At 55.0% G+C, this 20735-nt stretch carries 22 protein-coding genes, 1 tRNA gene and 1 pseudogene; 10 read left to right on the top strand and 14 right to left on the bottom strand.

Annotated elements, in window-relative coordinates:
- Positions 1-165: 165 nt before the first annotated feature.
- Positions 166-2145: a sensor histidine kinase gene (locus tag JO972_RS07080; RefSeq protein WP_309489319.1), complete on the bottom strand. Its 1980-nt coding sequence runs from the start codon at positions 2143-2145 to the stop codon at positions 166-168.
- 4 nt (positions 2146-2149) lie between these two features.
- Positions 2150-2839: a response regulator transcription factor gene (locus JO972_RS07075; RefSeq protein WP_309489318.1), complete on the bottom strand. Its 690-nt coding sequence runs from the start codon at positions 2837-2839 to the stop codon at positions 2150-2152.
- Between the two features lie 124 nt (positions 2840-2963).
- Here JO972_RS07075 and JO972_RS07070 point away from each other — a divergent pair, with 124 nt between their 5' ends.
- The gene (locus JO972_RS07070) at positions 2964-3491 is read left to right on the top strand and encodes an adenine phosphoribosyltransferase (RefSeq protein WP_309489317.1); all 528 of its coding nucleotides are present in this window, start codon (positions 2964-2966) and stop codon (positions 3489-3491) included.
- A 44-nt stretch (positions 3492-3535) separates the two neighbouring features.
- Here JO972_RS07070 and JO972_RS07065 read toward each other — a convergent pair whose 3' ends face one another.
- Positions 3536-4306: a BrxR family helix-turn-helix transcriptional regulator gene (locus JO972_RS07065; protein WP_309489316.1), complete on the bottom strand. Its 771-nt coding sequence runs from the start codon at positions 4304-4306 to the stop codon at positions 3536-3538.
- 172 nt (positions 4307-4478) lie between these two features.
- Between JO972_RS07065 and JO972_RS07060 the strand changes: the two genes are divergently transcribed.
- The 3 genes from JO972_RS07060 to JO972_RS07050 all read left to right on the top strand — a co-directional run bounded on the left by JO972_RS07060 (position 4479) and on the right by JO972_RS07050 (position 6145).
- Positions 4479-4607 (top strand): hypothetical protein, encoded by a 129-nt coding sequence (locus JO972_RS07060; protein ID WP_309489315.1) that lies wholly within the window; start codon positions 4479-4481, stop codon positions 4605-4607.
- A 40-nt stretch (positions 4608-4647) separates the two neighbouring features.
- Complete coding sequence (locus tag JO972_RS07055; RefSeq protein ID WP_309489314.1) at positions 4648-5325, top strand: vWA domain-containing protein; 678 nt, start codon at positions 4648-4650, stop codon at positions 5323-5325.
- 367 nt (positions 5326-5692) lie between these two features.
- Positions 5693-6145 carry a DUF5069 domain-containing protein gene (locus JO972_RS07050; protein ID WP_309489313.1) on the top strand — a complete coding sequence of 151 codons (453 nt, stop codon included), beginning with the start codon at positions 5693-5695 and terminating at the stop codon, positions 6143-6145.
- 118 nt (positions 6146-6263) lie between these two features.
- Here the strand turns inward: JO972_RS07050 and JO972_RS07045 are convergent, their stop codons facing one another.
- From JO972_RS07045 to JO972_RS16830, 7 genes and pseudogenes are all read right to left on the bottom strand, one after another.
- A complete protein-coding gene (locus JO972_RS07045; protein ID WP_309489312.1) occupies positions 6264-6728 on the bottom strand; it encodes a PEP-CTERM sorting domain-containing protein in 465 nt (154 codons plus the stop codon).
- A gap of 634 nt (positions 6729-7362) precedes the next feature.
- Positions 7363-7437, bottom strand: a tRNA-Val gene (locus tag JO972_RS07040).
- 118 nt (positions 7438-7555) lie between these two features.
- Positions 7556-8314 carry an imidazole glycerol phosphate synthase subunit HisF gene (hisF, locus tag JO972_RS07035; RefSeq protein WP_309489311.1) on the bottom strand — a complete coding sequence of 253 codons (759 nt, stop codon included), beginning with the start codon at positions 8312-8314 and terminating at the stop codon, positions 7556-7558.
- A gap of 55 nt (positions 8315-8369) precedes the next feature.
- Entirely contained in the window at positions 8370-9098 is a 729-nt protein-coding gene (locus tag JO972_RS07030) for a thermonuclease family protein (RefSeq protein WP_309489310.1), read from the bottom strand.
- Positions 9099-9361: 263 nt separating this feature from the next.
- A complete protein-coding gene (locus JO972_RS07025; protein WP_309489309.1) occupies positions 9362-10216 on the bottom strand; it encodes an undecaprenyl-diphosphate phosphatase in 855 nt (284 codons plus the stop codon).
- 105 nt (positions 10217-10321) lie between these two features.
- Complete coding sequence (locus JO972_RS07020) at positions 10322-10591, bottom strand: hypothetical protein (RefSeq protein ID WP_309489308.1); 270 nt, start codon at positions 10589-10591, stop codon at positions 10322-10324.
- A 6-nt stretch (positions 10592-10597) separates the two neighbouring features.
- Positions 10598-10690, bottom strand: a pseudogene (locus tag JO972_RS16830) (type II secretion system protein); the annotation flags it as partial.
- A gap of 302 nt (positions 10691-10992) precedes the next feature.
- Here JO972_RS16830 and JO972_RS07015 point away from each other — a divergent pair.
- Positions 10993-11709 (top strand): N-acetylmuramoyl-L-alanine amidase-like domain-containing protein, encoded by a 717-nt coding sequence (locus tag JO972_RS07015; protein ID WP_309489307.1) that lies wholly within the window; start codon positions 10993-10995, stop codon positions 11707-11709.
- Between the two features lie 94 nt (positions 11710-11803).
- On the top strand, positions 11804-12694 hold the full coding sequence (locus tag JO972_RS07010) for a PEP-CTERM sorting domain-containing protein (RefSeq protein WP_309489306.1): 891 nt from the start codon (positions 11804-11806) through the stop codon (positions 12692-12694).
- On the opposite strand, the gene JO972_RS07005 is transcribed toward JO972_RS07010, so the two are convergent.
- Both JO972_RS07005 and JO972_RS07000 read right to left on the bottom strand, forming a co-directional pair.
- Complete coding sequence (locus tag JO972_RS07005; RefSeq protein ID WP_309489305.1) at positions 12672-13832, bottom strand: 1-deoxy-D-xylulose-5-phosphate reductoisomerase; 1161 nt, start codon at positions 13830-13832, stop codon at positions 12672-12674. The genes JO972_RS07010 and JO972_RS07005 overlap by 23 nt on opposite strands.
- A 33-nt stretch (positions 13833-13865) precedes the next feature.
- The gene (locus tag JO972_RS07000; RefSeq protein ID WP_309489304.1) at positions 13866-14777 is read right to left on the bottom strand and encodes a phosphatidate cytidylyltransferase; all 912 of its coding nucleotides are present in this window, start codon (positions 14775-14777) and stop codon (positions 13866-13868) included.
- Between the two features lie 187 nt (positions 14778-14964).
- On the opposite strand from JO972_RS07000, the gene JO972_RS06995 reads away from it, so the two are divergent.
- Positions 14965-15384 (top strand): EF-hand domain-containing protein, encoded by a 420-nt coding sequence (locus JO972_RS06995; RefSeq protein ID WP_309489303.1) that lies wholly within the window; start codon positions 14965-14967, stop codon positions 15382-15384.
- Between the two features lie 85 nt (positions 15385-15469).
- Here JO972_RS06995 and JO972_RS06990 read toward each other — a convergent pair whose 3' ends face one another.
- On the bottom strand, positions 15470-16540 hold the full coding sequence (locus JO972_RS06990) for a hypothetical protein (RefSeq protein WP_309489302.1): 1071 nt from the start codon (positions 16538-16540) through the stop codon (positions 15470-15472).
- A gap of 68 nt (positions 16541-16608) precedes the next feature.
- Here JO972_RS06990 and JO972_RS06985 point away from each other — a divergent pair, with 68 nt between their 5' ends.
- Genes JO972_RS06985 through mgtE form a run of 3 tightly spaced genes read left to right on the top strand, consistent with a single transcriptional unit; the run spans position 16609 to position 19780 of the window.
- A complete protein-coding gene (locus tag JO972_RS06985) occupies positions 16609-17718 on the top strand; it encodes an MGDG synthase family glycosyltransferase (protein WP_309489301.1) in 1110 nt (369 codons plus the stop codon).
- A 20-nt stretch (positions 17719-17738) separates the two neighbouring features.
- On the top strand, positions 17739-18329 hold the full coding sequence (locus tag JO972_RS06980; protein ID WP_309489300.1) for an HAD family hydrolase: 591 nt from the start codon (positions 17739-17741) through the stop codon (positions 18327-18329).
- A 56-nt stretch (positions 18330-18385) separates the two neighbouring features.
- Complete coding sequence (gene mgtE / locus JO972_RS06975) at positions 18386-19780, top strand: magnesium transporter (protein WP_309489299.1); 1395 nt, start codon at positions 18386-18388, stop codon at positions 19778-19780.
- Positions 19781-19844: 64 nt separating this feature from the next.
- Here mgtE and sucD read toward each other — a convergent pair whose 3' ends face one another.
- Positions 19845-20735 (bottom strand): succinate--CoA ligase subunit alpha, encoded by an 891-nt coding sequence (gene sucD / locus JO972_RS06970; protein WP_309489298.1) that lies wholly within the window; start codon positions 20733-20735, stop codon positions 19845-19847.

Raw genomic sequence — 20735 nt, 5'->3', positions numbered from 1 at the left:
GCCCTCTAAAAAAAGTAACTGTTAGGCTATAGTGAAAATGAATTTTCAACTTTGCTTTTGACATACCTTCTCATGGAAGAGTTTGCACTCTTCGTCGGTCAGGGTGTGATCAGCCGCCAGCGCACGAAGGCTGCAAAGCCTTCGCTACAGGAAATCACCACCCTGTTAGACACGCAGACGTAGTTCGAAACAGGCGCCTTTTTCCTGATCGACGATTCGGAGATCGCCTCCGAGGGCGCGGGCTAGTCGTCGACAGAGTGCCAGCCCCAGACCGACACCCGGTTTGGTATGGGCAGCTTCTTGGGCCGACTTGTGGAAGGCTCTGAAGAGCTTGCGCTGCTCTGACTTCGGCACTCCCGGACCCTGATCGCAGACTTGGAAGGCGATGCCTTGACGCGTTTCCAGCGCACGCAGCTCGATCACCTTTCCATCGTCCTTACCGCTGGCATACTTGCTGGCATTATCGACGAGGTTGAAAAGAATCTGCTCCACCGCGGTGGTATCGACCTGAATCTCTCTGGCAGCCACCTCCGGACTGACCTCACAGTGCAGCTCCATGCAGGCCTCCTCGGCGCGTTGGCGGAGGCGTTCACAGATGCGATCGATCAGGGCGGAGACCCTCACGTTTTCCACCCTGGCGCGGGCGCTACCACGCTCGATGCGGGAGTAGGCCAAAACATTCTCCACCAGATGTGTGAGACGTGACGACTCCTTGCGCAAAGTCTGCAGATATTCCCTCTGCTTCGTTTCATCCTGCACCATGCCCTCGGCCAGCATGTCGGAGTAGAGGCTGAAGGTCGTGAGAGGGGTGCGTAGCTCGTGGGTGACGGAAGAAACAAATGACGCCCGGCGCTCGCTTAGCTTAACCACGCCACGCAGCAGAATCACTGCCGCCAAGGCTGCAAACAGGGCACCGATCCATGCCACGCCCAAGGTCTTGCGCATGGGAGTCCAGCCGACCGGTTCAACCACGGCCATCTCGCCGGGGATGAGTCGCCACGGCAGGGCGGCCATCACCATGGGATCCTGCTCGTTGGGGTCGGGCTCTTCGCCTAACATCACGCGCAAACTTTTCCTAACAGGTTCCAGCTCGGCATTGGGAAGCAGATCCCGGATGTTCCTCAAGAGCGTCTCTTTCAACGCTTCCGCATCCAGCCAAACCCCCTGCACACGTCGGCCCGACTGGTCTTGCACATCGCGCACCAAGAGCAATTCACCCGCCAGCCAGATGGGGCGCAACGACGAGATATGTGGCCCTGCCAAGAGCTCCTGAGATTCCGCCAACTTCTTGCCAATCTCGGCATCGCCGGCTTCTGCCAACGCGGCTGCCGGTGCTTGAACCGACGGAGCGGTTTTCGTCGAAGACTTTTTCATTTTCGCTCCGCCCGACCACGCCTTCTGTTGCATAGCGCGATTGTCCACGGATTTTTTCACGATCTCCTGGCGTTTGCTTTTTTCCGCGACGTTGTAATTGTTCTGATAGGCCACCGACGACCTCACGGCGGCAGACGATTCCCCTTTTCTCTGCTGCACGGCCTCCACCACCTCCTGGCTCGGCTTCGCAGGCTCGATCAGTGCGTCCTTGGCTGGATCGCGCCGGGCGATGGCTGAAATCACGCCGAGATTATCATCCGTCAGTTGGCTCTGATGGTTGCGCTTGGCCTGCCAACCTTGGAACGTGCCATCGTTCTGGAGCAAGCCTTGCAGCGTGCGCCAATTGTTTTGCTGCTGCTGAGTGAGCTTCACCCCCTGCTGCACCGGACTGAGTTGCGCATCCCACTGGCTCCCCGGCTGCGTCCAGCCGTTGAGCTGAGGCGAGCTGACCTGCCCTTGTTTGACCTCAAAATGAAGTTTGATGTTCTCCGGCACGTCGAGATTCAGAGGGGTCAGCCGGGTGGTTTTGCGTAAGTCGACATCGCGAAAATGCCAGGCCGGTCGATTGTTTTCCTCGGCTAAAATCCCGGCAGCGGCGGTGTCCATGCGCCATAATGATAGTCTGATTCGTTCCTCTAACTCAGCCCTCGCCTCCGCATGGGCCCGCTCTTTTTCCAACCCGAGCGTATGCCGTGTGATCAGGCCCATGGCACCGAACACCAAAATGGCACACAGCGCGGACAAGCTCCAGATGATCCAAGGTTTGTTCATGGTCTTAACCTACGCGATAGCCTTTCCCCCGCACCGTCACTAACACATTAGCACCAGTCGGCCCCAGCTTTTCGCGCAGATGGGCGACGTGCATGTCGATGGTGCGGGTTTCGATATTTTTTGGGTCGATCCGCCACACCTGCCTGAGCAGCTCATCGCGGGCGACGGCACGACCGGAATTGGCGATGAGGTAGCGCATGAGATCGGATTCGCGCTCGGAGAGCTCTTTGCGGTCGCCATTTTCCAAACTCACCTCGCGTCTGGAAAAGTCGATTTCGCCGCCGTCGAACGGGTAGCGGTCGGACCCGACAATGCGCTCGGAACTGCGTCGCAGCACGGCATCGACTCGGGCTAACAACTCACGCACGCTGAATGGCTTCACCACGTAATCGTCAGCCCCCATGGTCAGGCCCTTGACCCGATCCGCCTCCTCACCGCGAGCTGAGAGAATAATCACCGGCTGTCCGGGGCGCTCTTTGCGCAGGGCTTCGAGAATGTCAAAGCCACTGTGATGTGGCAGCACCAGATCGAGCAACAGCAGCTGATAGGACGCCCGCAATGCCTGCTCCATGCCCTCGCGACCATCGGCCGCCGAGAGCACCTGATAGCCGGAGAAGCTGAGGGAATCGACCACGCCCTGGCGCACGGCCGCATCATCTTCCACCACAAGGATTACTGGATCAGCTTTCATCATTTAATTTGGCTGAAACTACCATTCCGGTCCGCCTTTGTCTGTAAACATTGTGTAAACTCACGCGGGTGGAAATTTTCTGCTTTTTGAGATTTGGCGAGTCGAAGATCGCGCCTAGCATGCACTCATGCCTACGATTTCCCAACTTCTCAGCGACAGCATCCGCGACGTGCCCGATTTCCCCAAACCAGGGATCTTGTTCAAGGACATCTCCCCCATCCTTTCCGATCCTGCGCTGCTGCGTCACTCGATGAACGAACTCACCGCGACATCCGGCGGACAGAAAATCGACAAGGTGGTGGGCATCGACGCCCGCGGCTTCATCTTCGCCGCCCCCGTCGCGCTCAACCTCGAAGCCGGCTTTGTGCCGGTGCGGAAAAAAGGCAAGCTCCCGTGGCAAACACACGAAATGGCCTACTCGCTGGAATACGGCGAAAACATCGTGGAGATTCACAAGGACGCCATTCAGCCGGGCGAAAGTGTGCTGCTGATCGACGACCTGTTAGCCACCGGCGGCACGGCAGCCGCGGCCATCAAATTGATCAAACAACTCGATGCCAACCTCGTAGCGGCCTCGTTCCTGATCGAACTCACCGACCTCAACGGTCGCGAGCTTCTCGGCGATACCCCCGTGAATGCGATCATTTCGTATTAAACACGACTCCATCTGCTGTCAGAGCCGCACTTGCTCTGGCAGCATCACACGCGCTCAAAGTGTCGCGGCAATTCTCCTCCATCGTGCCCAATTCGGAGGTGCTCGAGGAGATACCGCTCCATCGCCTGGCGCACCTTGATGGTTAATTGCCCGTTCTTCCGGATGCCGTAGTCCATCTCAATGGCTCGTTTGGCGGGGTCATTCAGTGCGCTGTTTGGCTTAAGTTTGACAGTCACAGTTTCCTGCCAACCTTGATCCTCCGGCAGGACAGAGTCATGCGGCTCCGGCCAGTCGGTTTTCTCCATACGGCCTAACACAAAATCGAGATACGCCTCGCGTTCGTAGCACCATGCGCGGACATGCCAGCGGTAGCCATCGTGGCCAAAAGCGTGCGGAGCCAAGTAGCGCCAGCTGGCCTTGCCACTGTTGACACTCCAATAACGCACTCGCAGCTTGAGTCCTTCGGCCACAGCCATCAGCAGCGCCCGCTCCACAAGGTCCTTGCCTTTGCGCTGAGGTAAATCCACGCGTGCCACTGAGTTCACCGTATTTCCCAGTGACACAGCTGCCGTTGAACGGTCGCCTAAAAATGCAGCCATGCCCTCCTCCAGCCGAGGTTCATGAAGCACACAGCGCATCTCCGGAGGCCCTTCGTAGCGCTTCCGGCTCATCTGATATACCAGCGCGCCCGGATTCAGCTCCTGGAACTTTTGTAAATCGCTCGATGCCTGCGCCCGTGAGATACCGAAGATCTCCGCTAAATCGCCACGACCAATCCACCCCCGCCACCAGACAGCTTTTTCAATGGCTCGCAAACGCTCTTGTGCTGCCCAATTTTCTGAATTCGTCCTATTTCCCATCGTTAATTACAAATGTATCGTTTTTTTATACTGGTAAAAATCGACACCTTATGAAAAAGTATCACCAGTCGTTTAATTCGCCCCTTCCAAATACGGCAAGTTTCCATTGTTAGCAAACCTTAAAGATATGAAAAAATATAACATGAGCACCCTAGACCGAGCTTTCGAGCTGACCGCCGAGCCCCTGATCGGTCTTCTCATCATCGGATTCCTTGCCAAAACCCTGAGCCTACTTGCTGAACTCTGGGTGCTCTAAGCCGCCCACGTAATCGAAGCCCCTTTGCCTCTTAACCACCATGAACCAAAACCTCACTGAAATTGCCTACATCCTCGATCGCTCAGGCTCCATGCAATCGCTCTGCGAACCTGCCATTACAGGTTTTAACAGCTTCCTGAGGGAACAGCAGGATACGCCTGGAGAAGCTACCTTTTCCCTAGTGCTCTTCGATGATGAATATCAACTCCATGCCGACCGCTCACCGATTTGCGAAGTTCGCCCGCTCGACGCCAGCAGTTATGTCCCTCGTGGCTGCACCGCCTTGCTTGATGCCATCGGGCGCAGCATCGATCACATTGGTAAACAGCTTGCTATCACAGCGGAAAAAGACCGTCCTGCCCAAGTCATCGTGGCGATCTACACCGATGGCTACGAAAACGCCTCCACTGATTACACGGAGCAGCAGATCAGACAAATGATCCGGCATCAGACAAATCATTACGGGTGGAAATTTCTCTTCCTTGGAGCCCACGAAGATGCCATAACAACGGCCTGTGACTACGGGATCGATCCTGGTAATGCCTCGATTGTGAACCACGACACCGCTGGAACCAATGCCGCGGCGTCCAGCTACTCCCGCAAGATCAGAGCGAGCCGCAAACTCGCGCAAGGCAGTCTCGAAAAGCAGGATCTCTATGACAGTGTGACTCCGCTGGCAAAGATCGTGAGCGAGGAGACGCAGAAATTTAAGAACTAAACATTTTCCCGGCTGTAAGCCCCCAAGGTATAACAGCTTCAGCCGGAAAACCAAGTTAGTGCGGGGGCCACCTGTTGTGTGTGTGTTGTGCCCCCGCATTAACCCATGCTTTTGAGCATATTTTAAAACTAGCCAAATGCCCCGATGGCTTGGCCCAAGAAGTCACCAGGCCTTAGAATCACGGCATACACTGTAAACAGGGTGACTCCCCCCCCTATTTTCAACTCGTCTACGTCAGCCGTCATGCACTCGATGAGTGCTACAGCCTCGTGGTCCGTGGAACTAGAGAATCGGCATATAGCATTCCGAAAATCGACCATTTTGACCTGAAATTTGACAATAGCCAATCCCATCGGATAGTCGCATCATGTCTAACGAAAAAGTCAAACTACTCGCCAAAGATCTCTCGAAAGAATTTCCACGCAGCCCGCGTGAGACCATTGCCGGCTATGTTGTCGCAACTCGCACACTGGACAAGTGTCGTGCCGTGATTGCAGGCACCGCCGATGAGTATCACTACGATTGCCCACTCGATCAGGTCTTTTTCGATTTCACCGAGCTTGATGCGGATAAATTCAAAGCATTCGTTGCCGAAGGTGCCACCGATGCTGAAGTCGCCGATTACATCCAAGAAAACGCCAAGAAGCGCGAAAAAGTGGAAATCGTCAAATGGAACAACAGCCTCCGCTACAAATCCATCTCTGACATGCCGGAAAACCTTCAAGAGTTTCTCGAAGATTACATCGAAGAATACGTGCCAAAACACCGTCCAGTCTACGTCTGGTTCGATGTCTATGACCTTGAAGAAGGTCGTATCTAAGTTAGGAAGATCAATTCCCGAATCATGGCAAAGCACTTGCCATAACCACTAAAACAAATCACCCCGTGGAGACCTGCTCCACGGGGTGATTTGTTTAAAATTGATGCCGTCTCGTAGCTTAGGCACGCTTGCGACGCAGGATGAATCCTACCACGCCGAGTCCCAGCAGTGCCAGAGAGGATGGTTCAGGAACAACGGTGACAACGTCCTGGTATTTCTTATTTGTCAGGTAGACCACATCGGCAGCGGTCATGTTATCGAGGTCATTCAAGTAGGATTCAGCCAGGCTGGCTGTAGCTGTGTTATAAACGCGGTTATTTCCGTCACTCAGATTGGCAGAGCTGACTCCATCGATCACCACTTCCCAGATTGCCCACTGTGTGGCTGCGGCTTCTTGGGACGACTGACCGGATGTGTAGTAGTTGCCTACCAAGCGAGCAATGGCATCACTGGTGGCTGGATTTGAAAAGGTCAGTTCCTGAGCGTAGGTCAGAGTCTGATTCACAGAGATATTCTGATAGGGATCAACGCAGAAGGCCTCGAAATCATCGAACTGCATGACGCCTGAGTTCAGAGACTCCACGTTAGCCCCATCGAAAGTTCCGTTAAGAGTCAATCCTGGAGAGACACCTGTGAAAGTAGTGCTAACGGTCTGAGCGCTGATTGAAGAGGCCGTGGCAGACAATGCTAAGGCCGTGATGGCAAAACAATGTTGTTTAATATTCATGTTGGTTTTTGGGGTGGGTTCCACTCCAAATTACCCTCATGAAAAAGGCCTCTGACACCCTTTAGTCATTGCTTAACCAAGGCTGAATATCTTCAAGTTTCATCAATGCTCGAAAGGCAAATATTCAGATTTCTTGTAATATTTCATACCGCATAGGATTGAAGCCCCCCTCAGGCCCCTGATTTTTCGCGTTCAGAGACGAAGTCTTTCAGGCAGATAAAATAGTTTTAATCTAACACCATTCTTAACCTTCTGAATACGTTAAGAAATAAAACCAGCCCCTTGAAAGTGGAGAAAAACGGCTAATTTAGAACCCTTGATAAATTGGAAACGCTACCGTTTGAGCAATTTTCTGCGTTTAATCAAGCGAAGGTGGAATTGTCGACACCCCATCCATCGAGCCTTCGTGAGCGATCATCTGCACGTATGTCGCATGTGATGCCTAAAAAGAATCAGGGAGTTATGGTTTCCCATAACTCCCTGTTAAAGATGGTGCGCAATACAAGATTTGAACTTGTGACCTCTGCCATGTCAAGGCATTGCTCTACCACTGAGCTAATCGCGCACTTTGTGTCCTGGAGTCTCCCTCAGGGCGGGCGCAAACTAGTGGGACAGACACTTGGATGCAAGTTTTTTTTTGCCCTTTTCTTCACATTAATTGCCGGCCCTGCATCAGCCCGTAATTAACGCCTAACGGGGATGTCTTGCTCGGCAAAAAGTTCTTTGGCTTCAGCGACGGTGTGTTCCCCAAAGTGGAAAATACTGGCAGCCAGCACGGCATCCGCTTTGCCATCCTTCAAGACGTCCACCATGTGCTGCAGGTTCCCTGCCCCGCCGGAGGCAATCACCGGAATATTCACCGCTTCGCTGACCGCACGGGTCAGTTCAATATCGTAACCTGCCTTAGTGCCATCAGAATCCATGCTGGTGAGCAGAATCTCCCCGGCACCGCGGCTGGCGCATTCCTTGGCCCATTCGACGGCATCCAGTCCCACCGGATTACGGCCTCCATGGGTGTAGACTCCCCATTTTCCAGGGCCCTCTCGTTTGGCATCGATAGCAACGACAATGCACTGGTTCCCAAAAGCGGTGGCGCCTTCATTGATCAGTTCGGGTCGGGTCACCGCTGCGGTGTTGATACCCACTTTATCAGCCCCAGCCAAAAGCATTTCACGCATGTCTTCCACGCTGCGAATTCCTCCCCCCACGGTGAGCGGGATGAAGCATTTCTCGGCGGTGCGGCGGACCACATCAACCATGGTCTTGCGCTCGTCCGATGAGGCGGTGATATCGAGAAATACCAGTTCGTCCGCCTCCTGATCGTTATAGGCCACAGCGCACTCGACAGGATCGCCAGCATCGCGGAGATCGACAAAATTGGTGCCCTTGACCACGCGGCCATCGGTGACATCAAGACAGGGAATGATTCTTTTAGCTAACATGGGAAAATATTTAGATTGATCGGTTCAGATTCGGAAGTTTGAGCTTCTCGGTAGATTAATGGGCGCCCCACGCTCCGTAGTCTTTCGACTTGGCATAGTTCTCAATCGTTTTCAAGCGATCACGTTGGCGCGAGCCGGAGGTATTGTCGGGCATGGTCATCGGCTTGGTATGGATCCGCCCCAGTCCGTGGGCCACCAGCAGTTCATGCAGATAACGTTTTTCACCCTCCCACTCAACAATGACATAGGCGTAGATCCGGTGGGATCGATAGACTTTTTCACGCTTAGTCACGATAGTAAAAGGACGGGCTTTGAGCAGTTTTTTGGCGAACAACTTGGCCTCCACACCCACCTGGGTGGTTTGCTTCTGGTCCAGTCCCCCCATGGCCGCTCCCTGCTGGGCGATCCGTTCGTAATTGTTCTCCCCGCCGCCGTAGGTTCGGGCGGCACTTTCCGGAGCATCCACAAAATACAGCCGAACCTCCTCTTCACCTTTGGCAGTTTTCACGTGAAAACTATCACCGTCATTGCCTCGGTGATCGATTAGAGAACAATTTTTCAAGACCTCAAATTGAGTCGACGAGAGCTGCACCACGCTGAGCAAGTTTGTAAGCGACGTATCAGACTGCTCGGCTGGAACCGTAATTTCTACGGACTTATCCCTGACCTTGCCCTCGCGGATATTGGCGTCGGTCGTTTCCTGGTATTTCATCCAGATCACCGCCGCGATAATCACCATGCTGATGACGGTGCTCAGAACTGTCTTTTTTTTCTTCTTCGCCATAATTCGTTAGAGTCCATTCAAGCCGCTATCAGTCTGATCAGGTTCTGGTGGCACGGGGCCAGGTGCCAATCCTTTTTCGAGCCTCCGACGGGCGCGGACGAACTTGGTGGGATCGGCCCAGTTTGTCAATGAGCGCGATACACTCTCTCACCACATCCATCTCTCGAAGTGCCCAGCTATCTCCGAGTGCAGGACTTCACAAGACCTCCAGCCAAGTAGGCCTGCCTCTCCATCCTCAGGGTGGCCTATGTTGCTCAGCGCAACTAACCGGCCAGCGAGAAATAAAGAATGCCGGAAATACCAGCCGCGAAGCAGTAGTAGGCGAAATACTGGAATTTACCGCGCCTGATCGCGGTCATTACCAACGCCACGGCCAGAATTCCGACCACAAAAGCACTGATCGCTCCTGCCAGATACGGCACCATGGTATCGCTGGTGAACTTCTCTTTGAACTCATCCAATTTAAAGACCACGGCCCCTGCAATAGCTGGAATTGACATCAGAAAGGAAAACTCCGCCGCTTTCTTGGCGTCAACCCCTGCTATTAATCCGGCAGTGATCGATGAGCCACTGCGTGAAATGCCGGGCAGAATTGCAATTGCCTGGCCAATCCCCATGGCAAGAGCCCCTTTCCAACCAAGCTGACGTTGTTTGATTCGGATTACTTTCGGAGCCAGCAGAAGTGCACCCGTAACAAGCAGAAGACAGGAAACCACCACTGGATTATCGTAAGCACGTTCGAAAATATCGCCGAGAGTGACCTTTTCTCGGTCGCCTGTTTCAGCATTGGTCACGAAATTGATGGGCGTAATGACCAACACCACAGCAGGCAAAGTGGCCAGACCTAGCAGCCAGATCCAGCGACGCTCTTCTTCCAGGTCCTTGGTCCAGAGCGAGCGGGTCATATTCCACAGTCGACGCCAAAAATACACCAACACGCTCATCAGCGTTCCCAAGTGCAGGATAACCTCAAACACGATATCACCTTCGCCACCCTCTGGAAAAGGGCGCATTCCCAGTAAAAATTGGGTCAAGACGATATGTCCGGACGAGGAGATGGGTAAAAACTCAGCCAGCCCCTGCACGACGCCCACGATAATTGCCTTCCAGATTTCCATGATTTCAATCAGCCCGCTATCGGAGCCACGCGAAGCTAGTGAGCCGAGCACCCACGGGCAAGAGCATTCGCTGGGGAATCTGGGTTACCACACTCGCCTCTTTAATTATTCAAGTTCCTCACCGTGCAAGTCACAGGTCACCACCAGGTTTTCACCAGCCGCATCGAGTTTAGCGGAATATTGACCTCCCTGTGGGCATAACGGGAGGTTGCTAAATAAGTCGCGCGTTTCCTCAGAATCATAGTAGTCCACGCCCGCCTCGAATGATTCCTCCGTGAGATTGGCATGAGCCGTTAGCACGGTGCGAATAGTGTCCTGATTCATCACACAGCCAGCTCGCTGAGCCTGCTGCACATAGCCATGGGAAACTGTCATGGTAATCGCCACAAGAGTCAGCAACACAGCCACGGTAAAAGTGATTTCAACTAAAGTGAATCCGCGGTGGCGGAGTGAGTGAGAGGATGGAACCTTCATGCGCTTGGGGTTTGCTGCAAGCCCAGCATTCCTTGCTGAGGTTGACTTCTAATTAATTGAAACTTTAAACTTAGCAATCACTTAACTATCACAAATTCTGTGGTTTTCGATTTTCGTCGGAAGCAAATGACGTTATGGTTGAGATGATGCGTCGACTTTTTCTTACCTTCTTCATCCTCTTGTCTTGGTCATTTTCAGCCCAAGCCGCCCCGCACTTGCCGCTATCCAAAACCTTCAAAGGGCAGGCTAAATTTCAACAAATCGCACACAAGGCAGTCAAAGAACAATGGGGACGCCTGCCCATGCACTCTCGGATGGTCAAGGTGGCGAAGGAGCTGGAAGGGCTGCCCTATAAGAGTTACACGCTGGAAATTGACAACCACATCGAAAGTCCGTCGGTAGACTTCACAGGCATGGACTGCTGGACATTTTTTGAAGCCTGCCTGGGGTTCAGTCGGATGCTGGAGACCCCCAAGAGCCGCTACACGCCCCAAGATTTACTGCGCCAAATCGAGTGGACACGCTACCGCGGTGGCCGCTGCAACGGCAACTACCTCGATCGCATCCACTACCTCGCGGAGTGGTATCAAGACAACCATCGCCGGGGCAATATTTTCGATCTGACAAAGCGTTTTCCTACGCAGAAAATGAACAACAAGTGCCAGGAAATGACTATTTTGTGGAAAAGCTACCGCTACTTGAAGCACAACCCGCAGCTCAGACGAGGTATGGCTGCCCACGAGGCCCGCTTGACCAAGATGCCGGTTCACATGGTTCCCAAGCACAAGGTAGCGGGCATTGAGCAGCACCTGCAAAATGGCGACATCATTGGCATCGCCAGCCACCACGACGGAGGCTACTGCTCACACGTAGGCATCGTCATCAAGGACGCCCAAGGACGGTCCAGGTTCATGCATGCTTCCACGACCTATAAAAAAATCGTGATCGATAGCACCGTGTCCGGCTATTTGCACAAATTTAAAAAACACGCCGGCATTTTAATCGCCAGACCACGCTAGCAGAACCTCTTTTAAAGAGCTTCATATTTAAGAAATGCATAGCACCGAGTTTCATTCGTCTGATCAACACAACGCTCATTCCTCACCCTTCGCTATGTCACACACCACACTCTCGATCGCCTCCAGCCTGCTCATCATTTCCACGGTTTCCCTGCCCGCGGCGCTCAGTTTGGAGACCTATTCATCGGCCTCCCACCACCGCTTCACCAACGACGCAGCATTCATCGGTGCGACTCAGGATTGGTCTGGCGTCGGTATCGAGAACGGTGGCAGCTACCGATGGGCAACGATGATTTCATCAACTTATTTCATCTCCGCCGAACACGCAGCGCCCACTGTAGGAAACGATATCGTTTTCCACACCGATAACAATCCAGCTGGAAGCACGGTCACCCGCGAAGTCCTCAGCATCACCCAGGTCGGCAGCACAGATCTCGTCATTGGCAAATTGAGCTCAGCACCGGGGCCGACTGTCGCCATCTACGCCATTTCCGCGACACCGACGACTTCGTTAACCTTCGGCTCATCGGTCTACTCAGACCGCGAGGCCTACGTCGTTGGCCGTGATGCAGGAGCCAGCACCACTTCGTTTCGGGTGGGACGCAATGAACTGGACGGCTTCGGTTCCTTCAGCGACTTCCCAACTGTGGGCGATGCCATCACCTTTGACGACGACGCCTTTTCGCCCGAAAGCCTAGGGGCCGACGAAGCTTATCTGATCGGAGGTGACTCAGGAGCTCCGCTATTCACCACGGTTGGTTCCGATCTCGTGCTTACTGGTGTGAATTGGTTCAACAATCCGGCCTCTGGTGGCGACCCTCGTTATTCCGGAGCCACCTTCGTGCCCAATTACATCACGGAAATCAACGCCCTGCTGGCCGTCGATGGTGAGTCGCTCACCTTGGTCACCGTGCCTGAGCCCTCGTCGCTCGGGCTCTTATCGCTCGCAGGCTTCGCTTTAATCACGCGTCGCAAATTGCGCTAGCCGCTTCCCGGGCAGCGGAATCAGCCGCGATCAGAGTGTCCAAATCACCGGCGTGCTGCACCTCGTGGGCATCCATGACCTGTGCCACGACCCGAGCAATGTCGGTGTAGCCGATCTTGCCATCGCAGAAAGCATCCACCGCCACCTCGTTGGCAGCATTGTAGACAGCCGGCAAGGTTCCCCCCTGCTGGCCGGCACGGCGCGCCAAGTTGAGTGCCGGGAAATCATCGTAGCGAGGGGCCTCGAACTCCAACTTCGCAAGCTTGGCAAAATCGAGTGGTTTCAGTCCGCCTGGCACCCGATCCGGCCATGTGACGGCATACTGAATCGGGAAACACATGTCGGTATTGCTCAGCTGGGCCAAGACGCTGCCATCGACGTATTCCACCATCGAGTGCACGATGCTCTGTGGATGCACGATGACATCGATCCGTTCCATCTCGATCCCAAAGAGCCAGCGTGCCTCGATCATTTCCAGACCTTTGTTAAACAAGGTCGAGGAATCGATGGTGATCTTGCGACCCATGTCCCAGGTGGGATGTTTCAGCGCCTGGGCGAGAGTGACATCTTGCAGCTCCTCCGCGGGCGTTTGCCGAAACGGTCCACCGGAAGCAGTCAGAATGAGGCGGGAAACTTCACGTTCGCCACCTTGGTGACCATTTAGGCATTGGAAAATCGCATTGTGCTCACTGTCGACAGGCAGCACGTTCACCCCTTGGCGCTCGGCAGCGCCCATCACTAGCTCGCCAGCCATGACGAGGATTTCCTTGCTGGCCACGGCGAGATCTTTTCCGGCCTCGATTGCCGCGAGTGCCGGCTGAAGTCCGGCGGTGCCTACGATGGCGACCAGCACCATGTCAGCCTCCGCCAGCGTCGAAACCTCTAACAAACCTTCCGCCCCCAAGTGAATGGTCACGTCATCGGGCAGTGCGGCACGGAGTTCGGCTTCCTTCGAGCGATCATACAGCGCCACATGCTTCACCCCGGTTTCACGGGCTTGCGCCGCCAAGTCCTGCACGCTGGAGTTCGCCGCCAGGGCAACGATTTCCAATCGATCCGGTAGATCTGCGGCCACCTTCAGGGTGCTGGTTCCAATCGACCCGGTGGATCCTAACAAGACTACTTTACGTTTCGGCATACAACAAATGTGAGGGAGCGGTTGAACAAGGGCTTACACGGGCATCCAACGAAGGAAGAAATACAGCACCGGCGCGGTGAAGCAGAGGCTATCGATGAGGTCGAGCGCACCGCCAATCCCCGGCAGGGTGTTGCCCGAATCCTTCACCCCGATGCTTCGTTTGAGAACAGATTCCGCGAGATCACCCACCACGGCCAAGAGCGAGAGCACCAGGCTCAGCAGCACCACCCAGCCCCAGCCACCGAGGATGGCCAACTCAGCTGGCATGATGGCGTAGAGTCCGCAGCCCGCGAGCTGGGAAAAAATCAGAGCACCACCGAAGCCCTGCCAGGTTTTCCCCGGGCTGATGTGTGGGATCATCTTGTGTTTTCCGATCAATGAGCCGGTGATGTAGGCTCCCATATCGGTGAATTTGGTGACCGCAATCAGCCAGAGCAGTAGCCAAGCGCCGGGCACCCGGGCCCCATCAGCCAGTGGCTCGGGAAGGAATAACAAGCGAGCGAGAAAACTGTAGAGCACCGCAACGTAAACGAACCCCAAGGTCGTAATGGCCACCTCGGTCACGGTATTCTTGCCGTCCACCGAGCGCCGTAGCTGACACATGAAGCCGCCGGTGACGATGAGCATGACAAAGGCGATGTCCGTTTCCAGCAATCCGTCCAAGGCCGCAGGTCCTTGCATCCCCAGCCTCACTGCCACATAGATCAAATAGGAAGAACTGACCAGCAGCCCCCAGCGCGGCTGCGATGGCATACCGCCTTTGCGGGTCATTTGAAAATACTCGCGGACGCTAAACAGGCCGAGCAGGGAAAGAACGGCGAGGAAGGCCCAAGCCTGGTCGCTCACGAACACAGCGGTCACCAGCGCCCACAAAATCAGGGTGCTGAACAATCTGGCGGCAAACACCTGAGCCTTGGATTTTTTAGCTTCGGAAGGAGAACTCATTAGCAGGGGCATCCAAGCGGGTTCACCGATGGCTGGCAATGCATTTGAGAGAACTTTTTCTCAAGCTCATGATTTTTTTTACAACCTTTTCATCCCCTGCGGGTTTTAGACCTCACGCAATAGCAACTTGAACCCCAAACGTTCAGGAACGAGCGTAACCAACTAAACAAACTAAGACCCAACTAATATGAAAATGACCAAAACCATCATCACCGCCGCTGCTGCAGCCCTCGCCCTGAGCGTCACCGCTTACGCTGAGAAGCCTGAAAAAGGTGCCAAAAAAGGCCGTGAAGGCAAAGGCCCAAGCCCAGAGCAACGCGAAGCAATGAAGAAAAAAATGCTCGAGCGTTTCGATGCCGATAAAGACGGCACTCTGAGCGATGCGGAAAAGAAAACCGCTCGTGAAACCATCAGCAAAGAGCGCAAAGAAATCAAAGCTGCCACACTCGCTAAGTTCGACGCCGACAAAGACGGCAAACTCAGCAAAGAAGAGCGTGAAGGCGTGCGCGAGTGGGTCAAAGCCACTTATCCTGATGCCATCCAAATGGCCCCAGGCAAAAGAGGCGGAGCTAAAGGCGGCCGTGGCAAAAAAGGTGGCGACGAGTAATTCTCGCCCCGATTGAACTCAATCCAAACTCAATCATTTCAACGGAAGGGCTTCGGCTCTTCCGTTTTTTTATCCCCTCTCCTTTTTAAAACTCCGGCTCGGTGACGTAGGTCCAGTTCTTGGAGAGCACGGCATCGATCAGCACCGCACGCTTCGAGTTCCCCCCTTCCGGATAACGCAGTCGAAGGATCATCGGCTGTATCCGACTTGAGTTCTTAAGCGCGCTATCCAGCTGGTAATTCAGCTTACTTCTACGTGGCACATATCCGTAAACATACCCTTCGAAATCACGAGCCGTGAGCCGATAACATTGATACTCGGCTTCATCTCTGAACTCGTAGGCATAGAAATTATCTTTTTTACAGACCACACGCATGTTCAAGGGTTTGCTCGGGCGCTGATCTAAAAAATCTTCCCAAGGCATCGGCTGATAGTGCACGTAGGTTTCCCAGTCGGCTAAATATTTGCCTCCACCCTGATCTTCCAAGAGCAACTCCTGAGTCTCACCATTTTCCAGCTGGCATTCGGCGAGTAAGAATGGTCGGGTGCTTAGGACCAGGGCATTCAGACTGGAGAAGGTCACAAACTTGCGCGGCTGGAATGTGTGAGCCTGGTAGTAGCTCTCGAGCAATGGCTTCACCCGCCCCTGCTGCCTGACGTGAGGAAGTAGATCTGCCGCTGATTTTGCGGCAAAAAACTGCGTAACCGAACTGCGCAAGGCGTCCAAGCTATCGCGAGCCTGCCGGTCTTCCTGCTCCCGGTCATGCTCAATCTCCTTCTGCACCACCAAATTCTGGCTGACCACCTCCCGGCTTTGATTCAGCGAAACCAGCACCCAGGCTGCAATACCCAAGATCAGCGCCCCGCCGAGCACCAGCCAGCCGGTGGGGATTTGGCCTTTTTTCTGCTCAGCACCCCAAGCTTCCTCAGGCTCTAGAACAGCTGCCATTGATTTGGGTTGCTGCGTTGGTGTGCTCGCTGCAGCGGTGTCGAAATCCAGCACCGGCTGCGCGCTTTTCCCAGCATACGAAGGTGCGGCCGATTTTTTGACCTCATCGGTCTCCGACTCTTGGTCGGGAACGAGTCGCGGCGTTTCCTCCTCGGGAAGCACTCTTAAGTCAGGCTGCGGTTTCGCTTTTGAGCGTTTCTTTTCCATGTCTTTTTATAACGGTTAGTCCAATTGAGATATCGACGCAACCCTCGACGCCGACTATCGTTTCGCGCGTGAGCAGCAGCAAGGCCGACATATTAATACTAACCGCTGGATTTGGCGATGGCCACAACAGCGCCGCCAGAAACCTGTCGATTGCTCTGGAAAAACAATGCCCGGTCCTGTGCACCGACCCCTGCGCGCTGGGAGCCCCGTGGATCAATGAGCGACTGCGTAGTTTTTACCGTGGTGTCACCACCCACGCCCCCTGGCTGTGGCGTCGGATTTACCTCTCCACCGAACGTCAGGATTTCTCCAAAGAACGCCTGCCGATGATGCGCAAACCCGAGATGATGCTGCGCGACCTGATCCAGGAGCACCAGCCCAAGGCCATCGTCAGCAGCTACCCGCTTTACCCTTATTTTTTACAACGCATCTTCGCCAACGGCACCCCCAAGGTCCCGGTGTTCACCGTGGTGACCGATTCCATCGAAATCAATGCCGCCTGGCGAAAAGCGCCCACTGACTACTGGCTGGTGACAGACAGCCGCACCCGGGACTCGTTGATTCGTCAAGGTCTGCCAGAAACCCAACTGGTGGAAACCGGCTTCCCGGTGAATCCGCACTTTGCCGATCTGGCTCCGGTCTCGGCAGACGACTCGCTGCAGCCATTCCGGGTGCTCTATTTCCCCACGGCCAAAAAACCACACGTCCGGCGCGTGGCCCGCGAGATCCTGGACGCCGGCCACGACAATGTGGAGCTCACCATTGTGTTAGGTCGCAATGTGCGCAAACTTTACAGTCGGGCGAAGGAAATCAAGGACAGCTACCCGGGCCGGGTGCGTATCAAAGGCTGGACCAAGCGGGTGCCGGAGCTGCTGACCTCGCATCATTTGGTGGTTGGAAAAGCCGGAGGCGCCACGGTGCACGAATCCCTGGCGGCCGCCTGCCCCATGCTCATTCACCACCTGGTGCCGGGTCAGGAAGAAGGTAATCTAAACCTGCTGCGACACCTCAACGGTGGTCACCTGGCCGACACCCCAGGCTCGCTCTCCGCCCACATTCGCGAAATGCTCAGTGACAACGCCTGCGGCTGGCGGACGATGAAACGGAGCCTCGCACGACACGCCCGACCGAATGCCGCCCAGACGGCTGCCAATTTCATCCTCAGCCACTGCTCGTAACACCCAGCTCCTCACCCACCATGGATTTTCTATTTGATATTGGCAACGTCATCATCGGCGTTGATTTCCAGCCCGCCCTCTCGAAGCTCATTCCCGCCGAGGTCAGCGACCCGGAATCCCGCTTCAACGCCCTGATCGAGCGCAAAGACGACTTCGAAGCCGGAAGGATCGAGCCGGACGAATACTTCACCTGGGCCGCGGAAAAACTCGGGTTCCAAGGGACACAGGAAGCCTTCCTCAGTGCCTGGCTCGATATCTTTGAGCCGAACACCATCATGTGGTCGACCATCGAGAAACTGCACGCCGACGGTCACCGCTTGATTTTATTTTCCAACATCAACAACCCTCACAAAGACCACCTCATCCAGAATCACCCGATTTTCGAGAAGTTCGAGGGTGGTGTCTTTTCCTATCAGACCGGTCATATCAAACCCGAACCGGAAATCTATCAGCTCACCATCGATCAATGGCAGTTGGTGCCGGAACAGACGGCCTACATTGATGATCTCCCCGCCAACATCGCCGCCGGGCAAAAGGCTGGGTTCCTCTGCCACCAATACGATGTAGCCCGCCACGATGAGTTCCTCAGCTGGCTGGGAGAGATCGTGTGACGGCATTTCCTCAGTTTGGTATTTGGATTTTGAGTGCAGCCCATTAAAACATCAGCATGCCCGAAGAGAGGACCATGGATATCGAGAACCTCGTTGGCTCGATCGCCGATTTTAACGCAGAGAAATTCGCCCAAGCGGCGGAGGAGCTGCACTATGCGGATCTGGCCAATGTTTTTGAGGATCTCGACGACCAAGGGCGCGAGTTTTTCACCAAAAACATTGATACTGCGCGCTTCTCAGAGGTGCTCGCGGAACTGCCGGATACCCTGATCGAGGAGACTCTGGAGCGCTTCCCCATCGCGCAACAGCGGGAAATCCTCGGACAGCTGGTCGATGATGACCGCGCCGATATCCTGCAGGACGTCAGCACCTCTGCCCAGCAACGCTACCTAGCCCTGCTGCAACCGGAAGAGATGGAGGAAACGCGCAGCCTGATGCGCTACCACGAGGAAACCGCCGGTGGCCGCATGACCACCAAGGTGGCCCGCATCACCCAGAACATGTCGGTGAAGGAGGCCCTCGACACTCTCCGTGAAGAGCAGGATTCGGCCGAGTCCTTAGCGCGCATTTATGTGGTCGATGAGCGTGGCCACCTACTTGGCAAAGTTCGCCTCAGAGACCTCGCATTCAGCACCTGGGACACCCGCGTTTCCAGCATCATGGAGGAGGTGGACATCACCATTCTCGCCACCGCAGACCAGGAGGAAGCCGCCCAGATCTTCTCCAAATACGACATGACCCTGCTGCCAGTGGTCAACGAGTATGAATACCTGTTAGGGGTGATCACCCACGATGATGTCCTTGAAATTCTGGAAGAGGAATCGACCGAGGATATCGAGAAGATGTCTGGTATCGCCGGTGAGCAATCGGAGGAAACCTACCTCAACACCGCACTCTCCACCCACTTTAAGCGGCGTTTCCCATGGTTGCTCATCCTGGCAATGCTGGCCATCTCATCCGGCTACGTGATGCTTCGCTTTGAGGATGTGCTCAGCAGCATTTACCTTCTGGCACTTTACCTGCCGATGGTGGTCGCCGCCGGGGGTAATACCGGGGGGCAAGCGGCCGCGATGGTTATCCGTGCCATGTCTCTGGGTGAACTGGAAGCAGGAACCACCCGCAAGGTGCTTTCCAAGGAAGTCTGCCTCGGTGCCATGTTAGGATCGGTGATGGGGCTGTGCATTGCCATCGTCACCATGTTCATCCTTCCCCTGTTCAACCCTCAGCTTCCAGTCGGCGTCACCATCGCCTCCTTCAGCTTGGCAGTTTCGCTAGCCCTGGCCTTGCAAATCACCAGCTCCACCCTCTCCGGCGCCCTGTTACCCATCGGCGCCCGGGCCATCAAGTTGGACCCTGCCGTGGTGGCCGCCCCGGCGATCACCACCCTGGTGGATATTTCCGGCATGCTAATCTACTTCACTGCCGCCCGCGCGATCCTGCACATCACCTAATAAAAAAAAGCGCCTCCGCATGATACGGAGACGCTTGAGTAAAAGCTTGGACAGCTCCCTTCGCTTAGAGCATTCCCACGAGGGTTTTGCCCATGTCTGAAGGAGTCTCGGAAACGGCGATGCCGCACTCAGCGAGAATCTTCTTCTTGGCTTCAGCGGTGTCCTCTTCACCACCGACGATGGCACCAGCGTGGCCCATGCGGCGGCCCGGAGGCGCTGTGGCACCGGCAATGAATCCGGCGATGGGCTTCTTGCAGTTCTCCTTGGCCCAACGAGCGGCTTCGGCCTCGGCGTTGCCACCGATTTCACCGATCATGATGATCGCTTCCGTTTCGTCGTCGTCGTTGAACATCTTCAGCACGTCGAGGTGGGAGGTGCCGTTGATTGGATCACCACCGATACCGACGCAGGTAGACTGACCGTAACCGAGCTCGGTGAGCTGATAGACGGCTTCGTAAGTTAGGGTGCCGGAGCGGGAAACCACACCTACGTTACCACGCTTGTGAATGTAGCCAGGAGCGATGCCGATGCGGCAGCCGCCGTGGGAGTTCTCACCACGACCTGGAGTCACGATGCCTGGGCAGTTAGGCCCGATGAGGCGCGTCTTGCTGCCTTTCATGATTTCCTTCACACGCATCATATCGGCAACAGGAATGCCCTCGGTGATGCAGACAACGAGATCGAGCTCGGCGTCGACAGCTTCGAGAATGGCATCCGCCGCGAACGGAGGTGGCACGAAAATGGCAGAAACAGTAGCTCCGGTCTCACCGGCAGCTTCGGAAACGGTGTCAAAAACAGGAGTCTTCTCACCGAAGGTTTGGCCTCCTTTTCCGGGAGTGACACCTGCGACGATTTGCGTTCCGTAATCGAGGCTCAGCTGGGCGTGTTTGCCGCCGAATCCTCCGGTGATGCCTTGCACAAGCACCTTGGTATTTTCATCAACTAAAATGGACAT

This window comes from Oceaniferula flava (assembly GCF_016811075.1).
Taxonomy (GTDB): Bacteria; Verrucomicrobiota; Verrucomicrobiia; order Verrucomicrobiales; family Akkermansiaceae; genus Oceaniferula; species Oceaniferula flava.
Note: the sequence above shows the minus strand (reverse complement) of the source record. Positions and strands in the feature narration are given on the sequence as shown.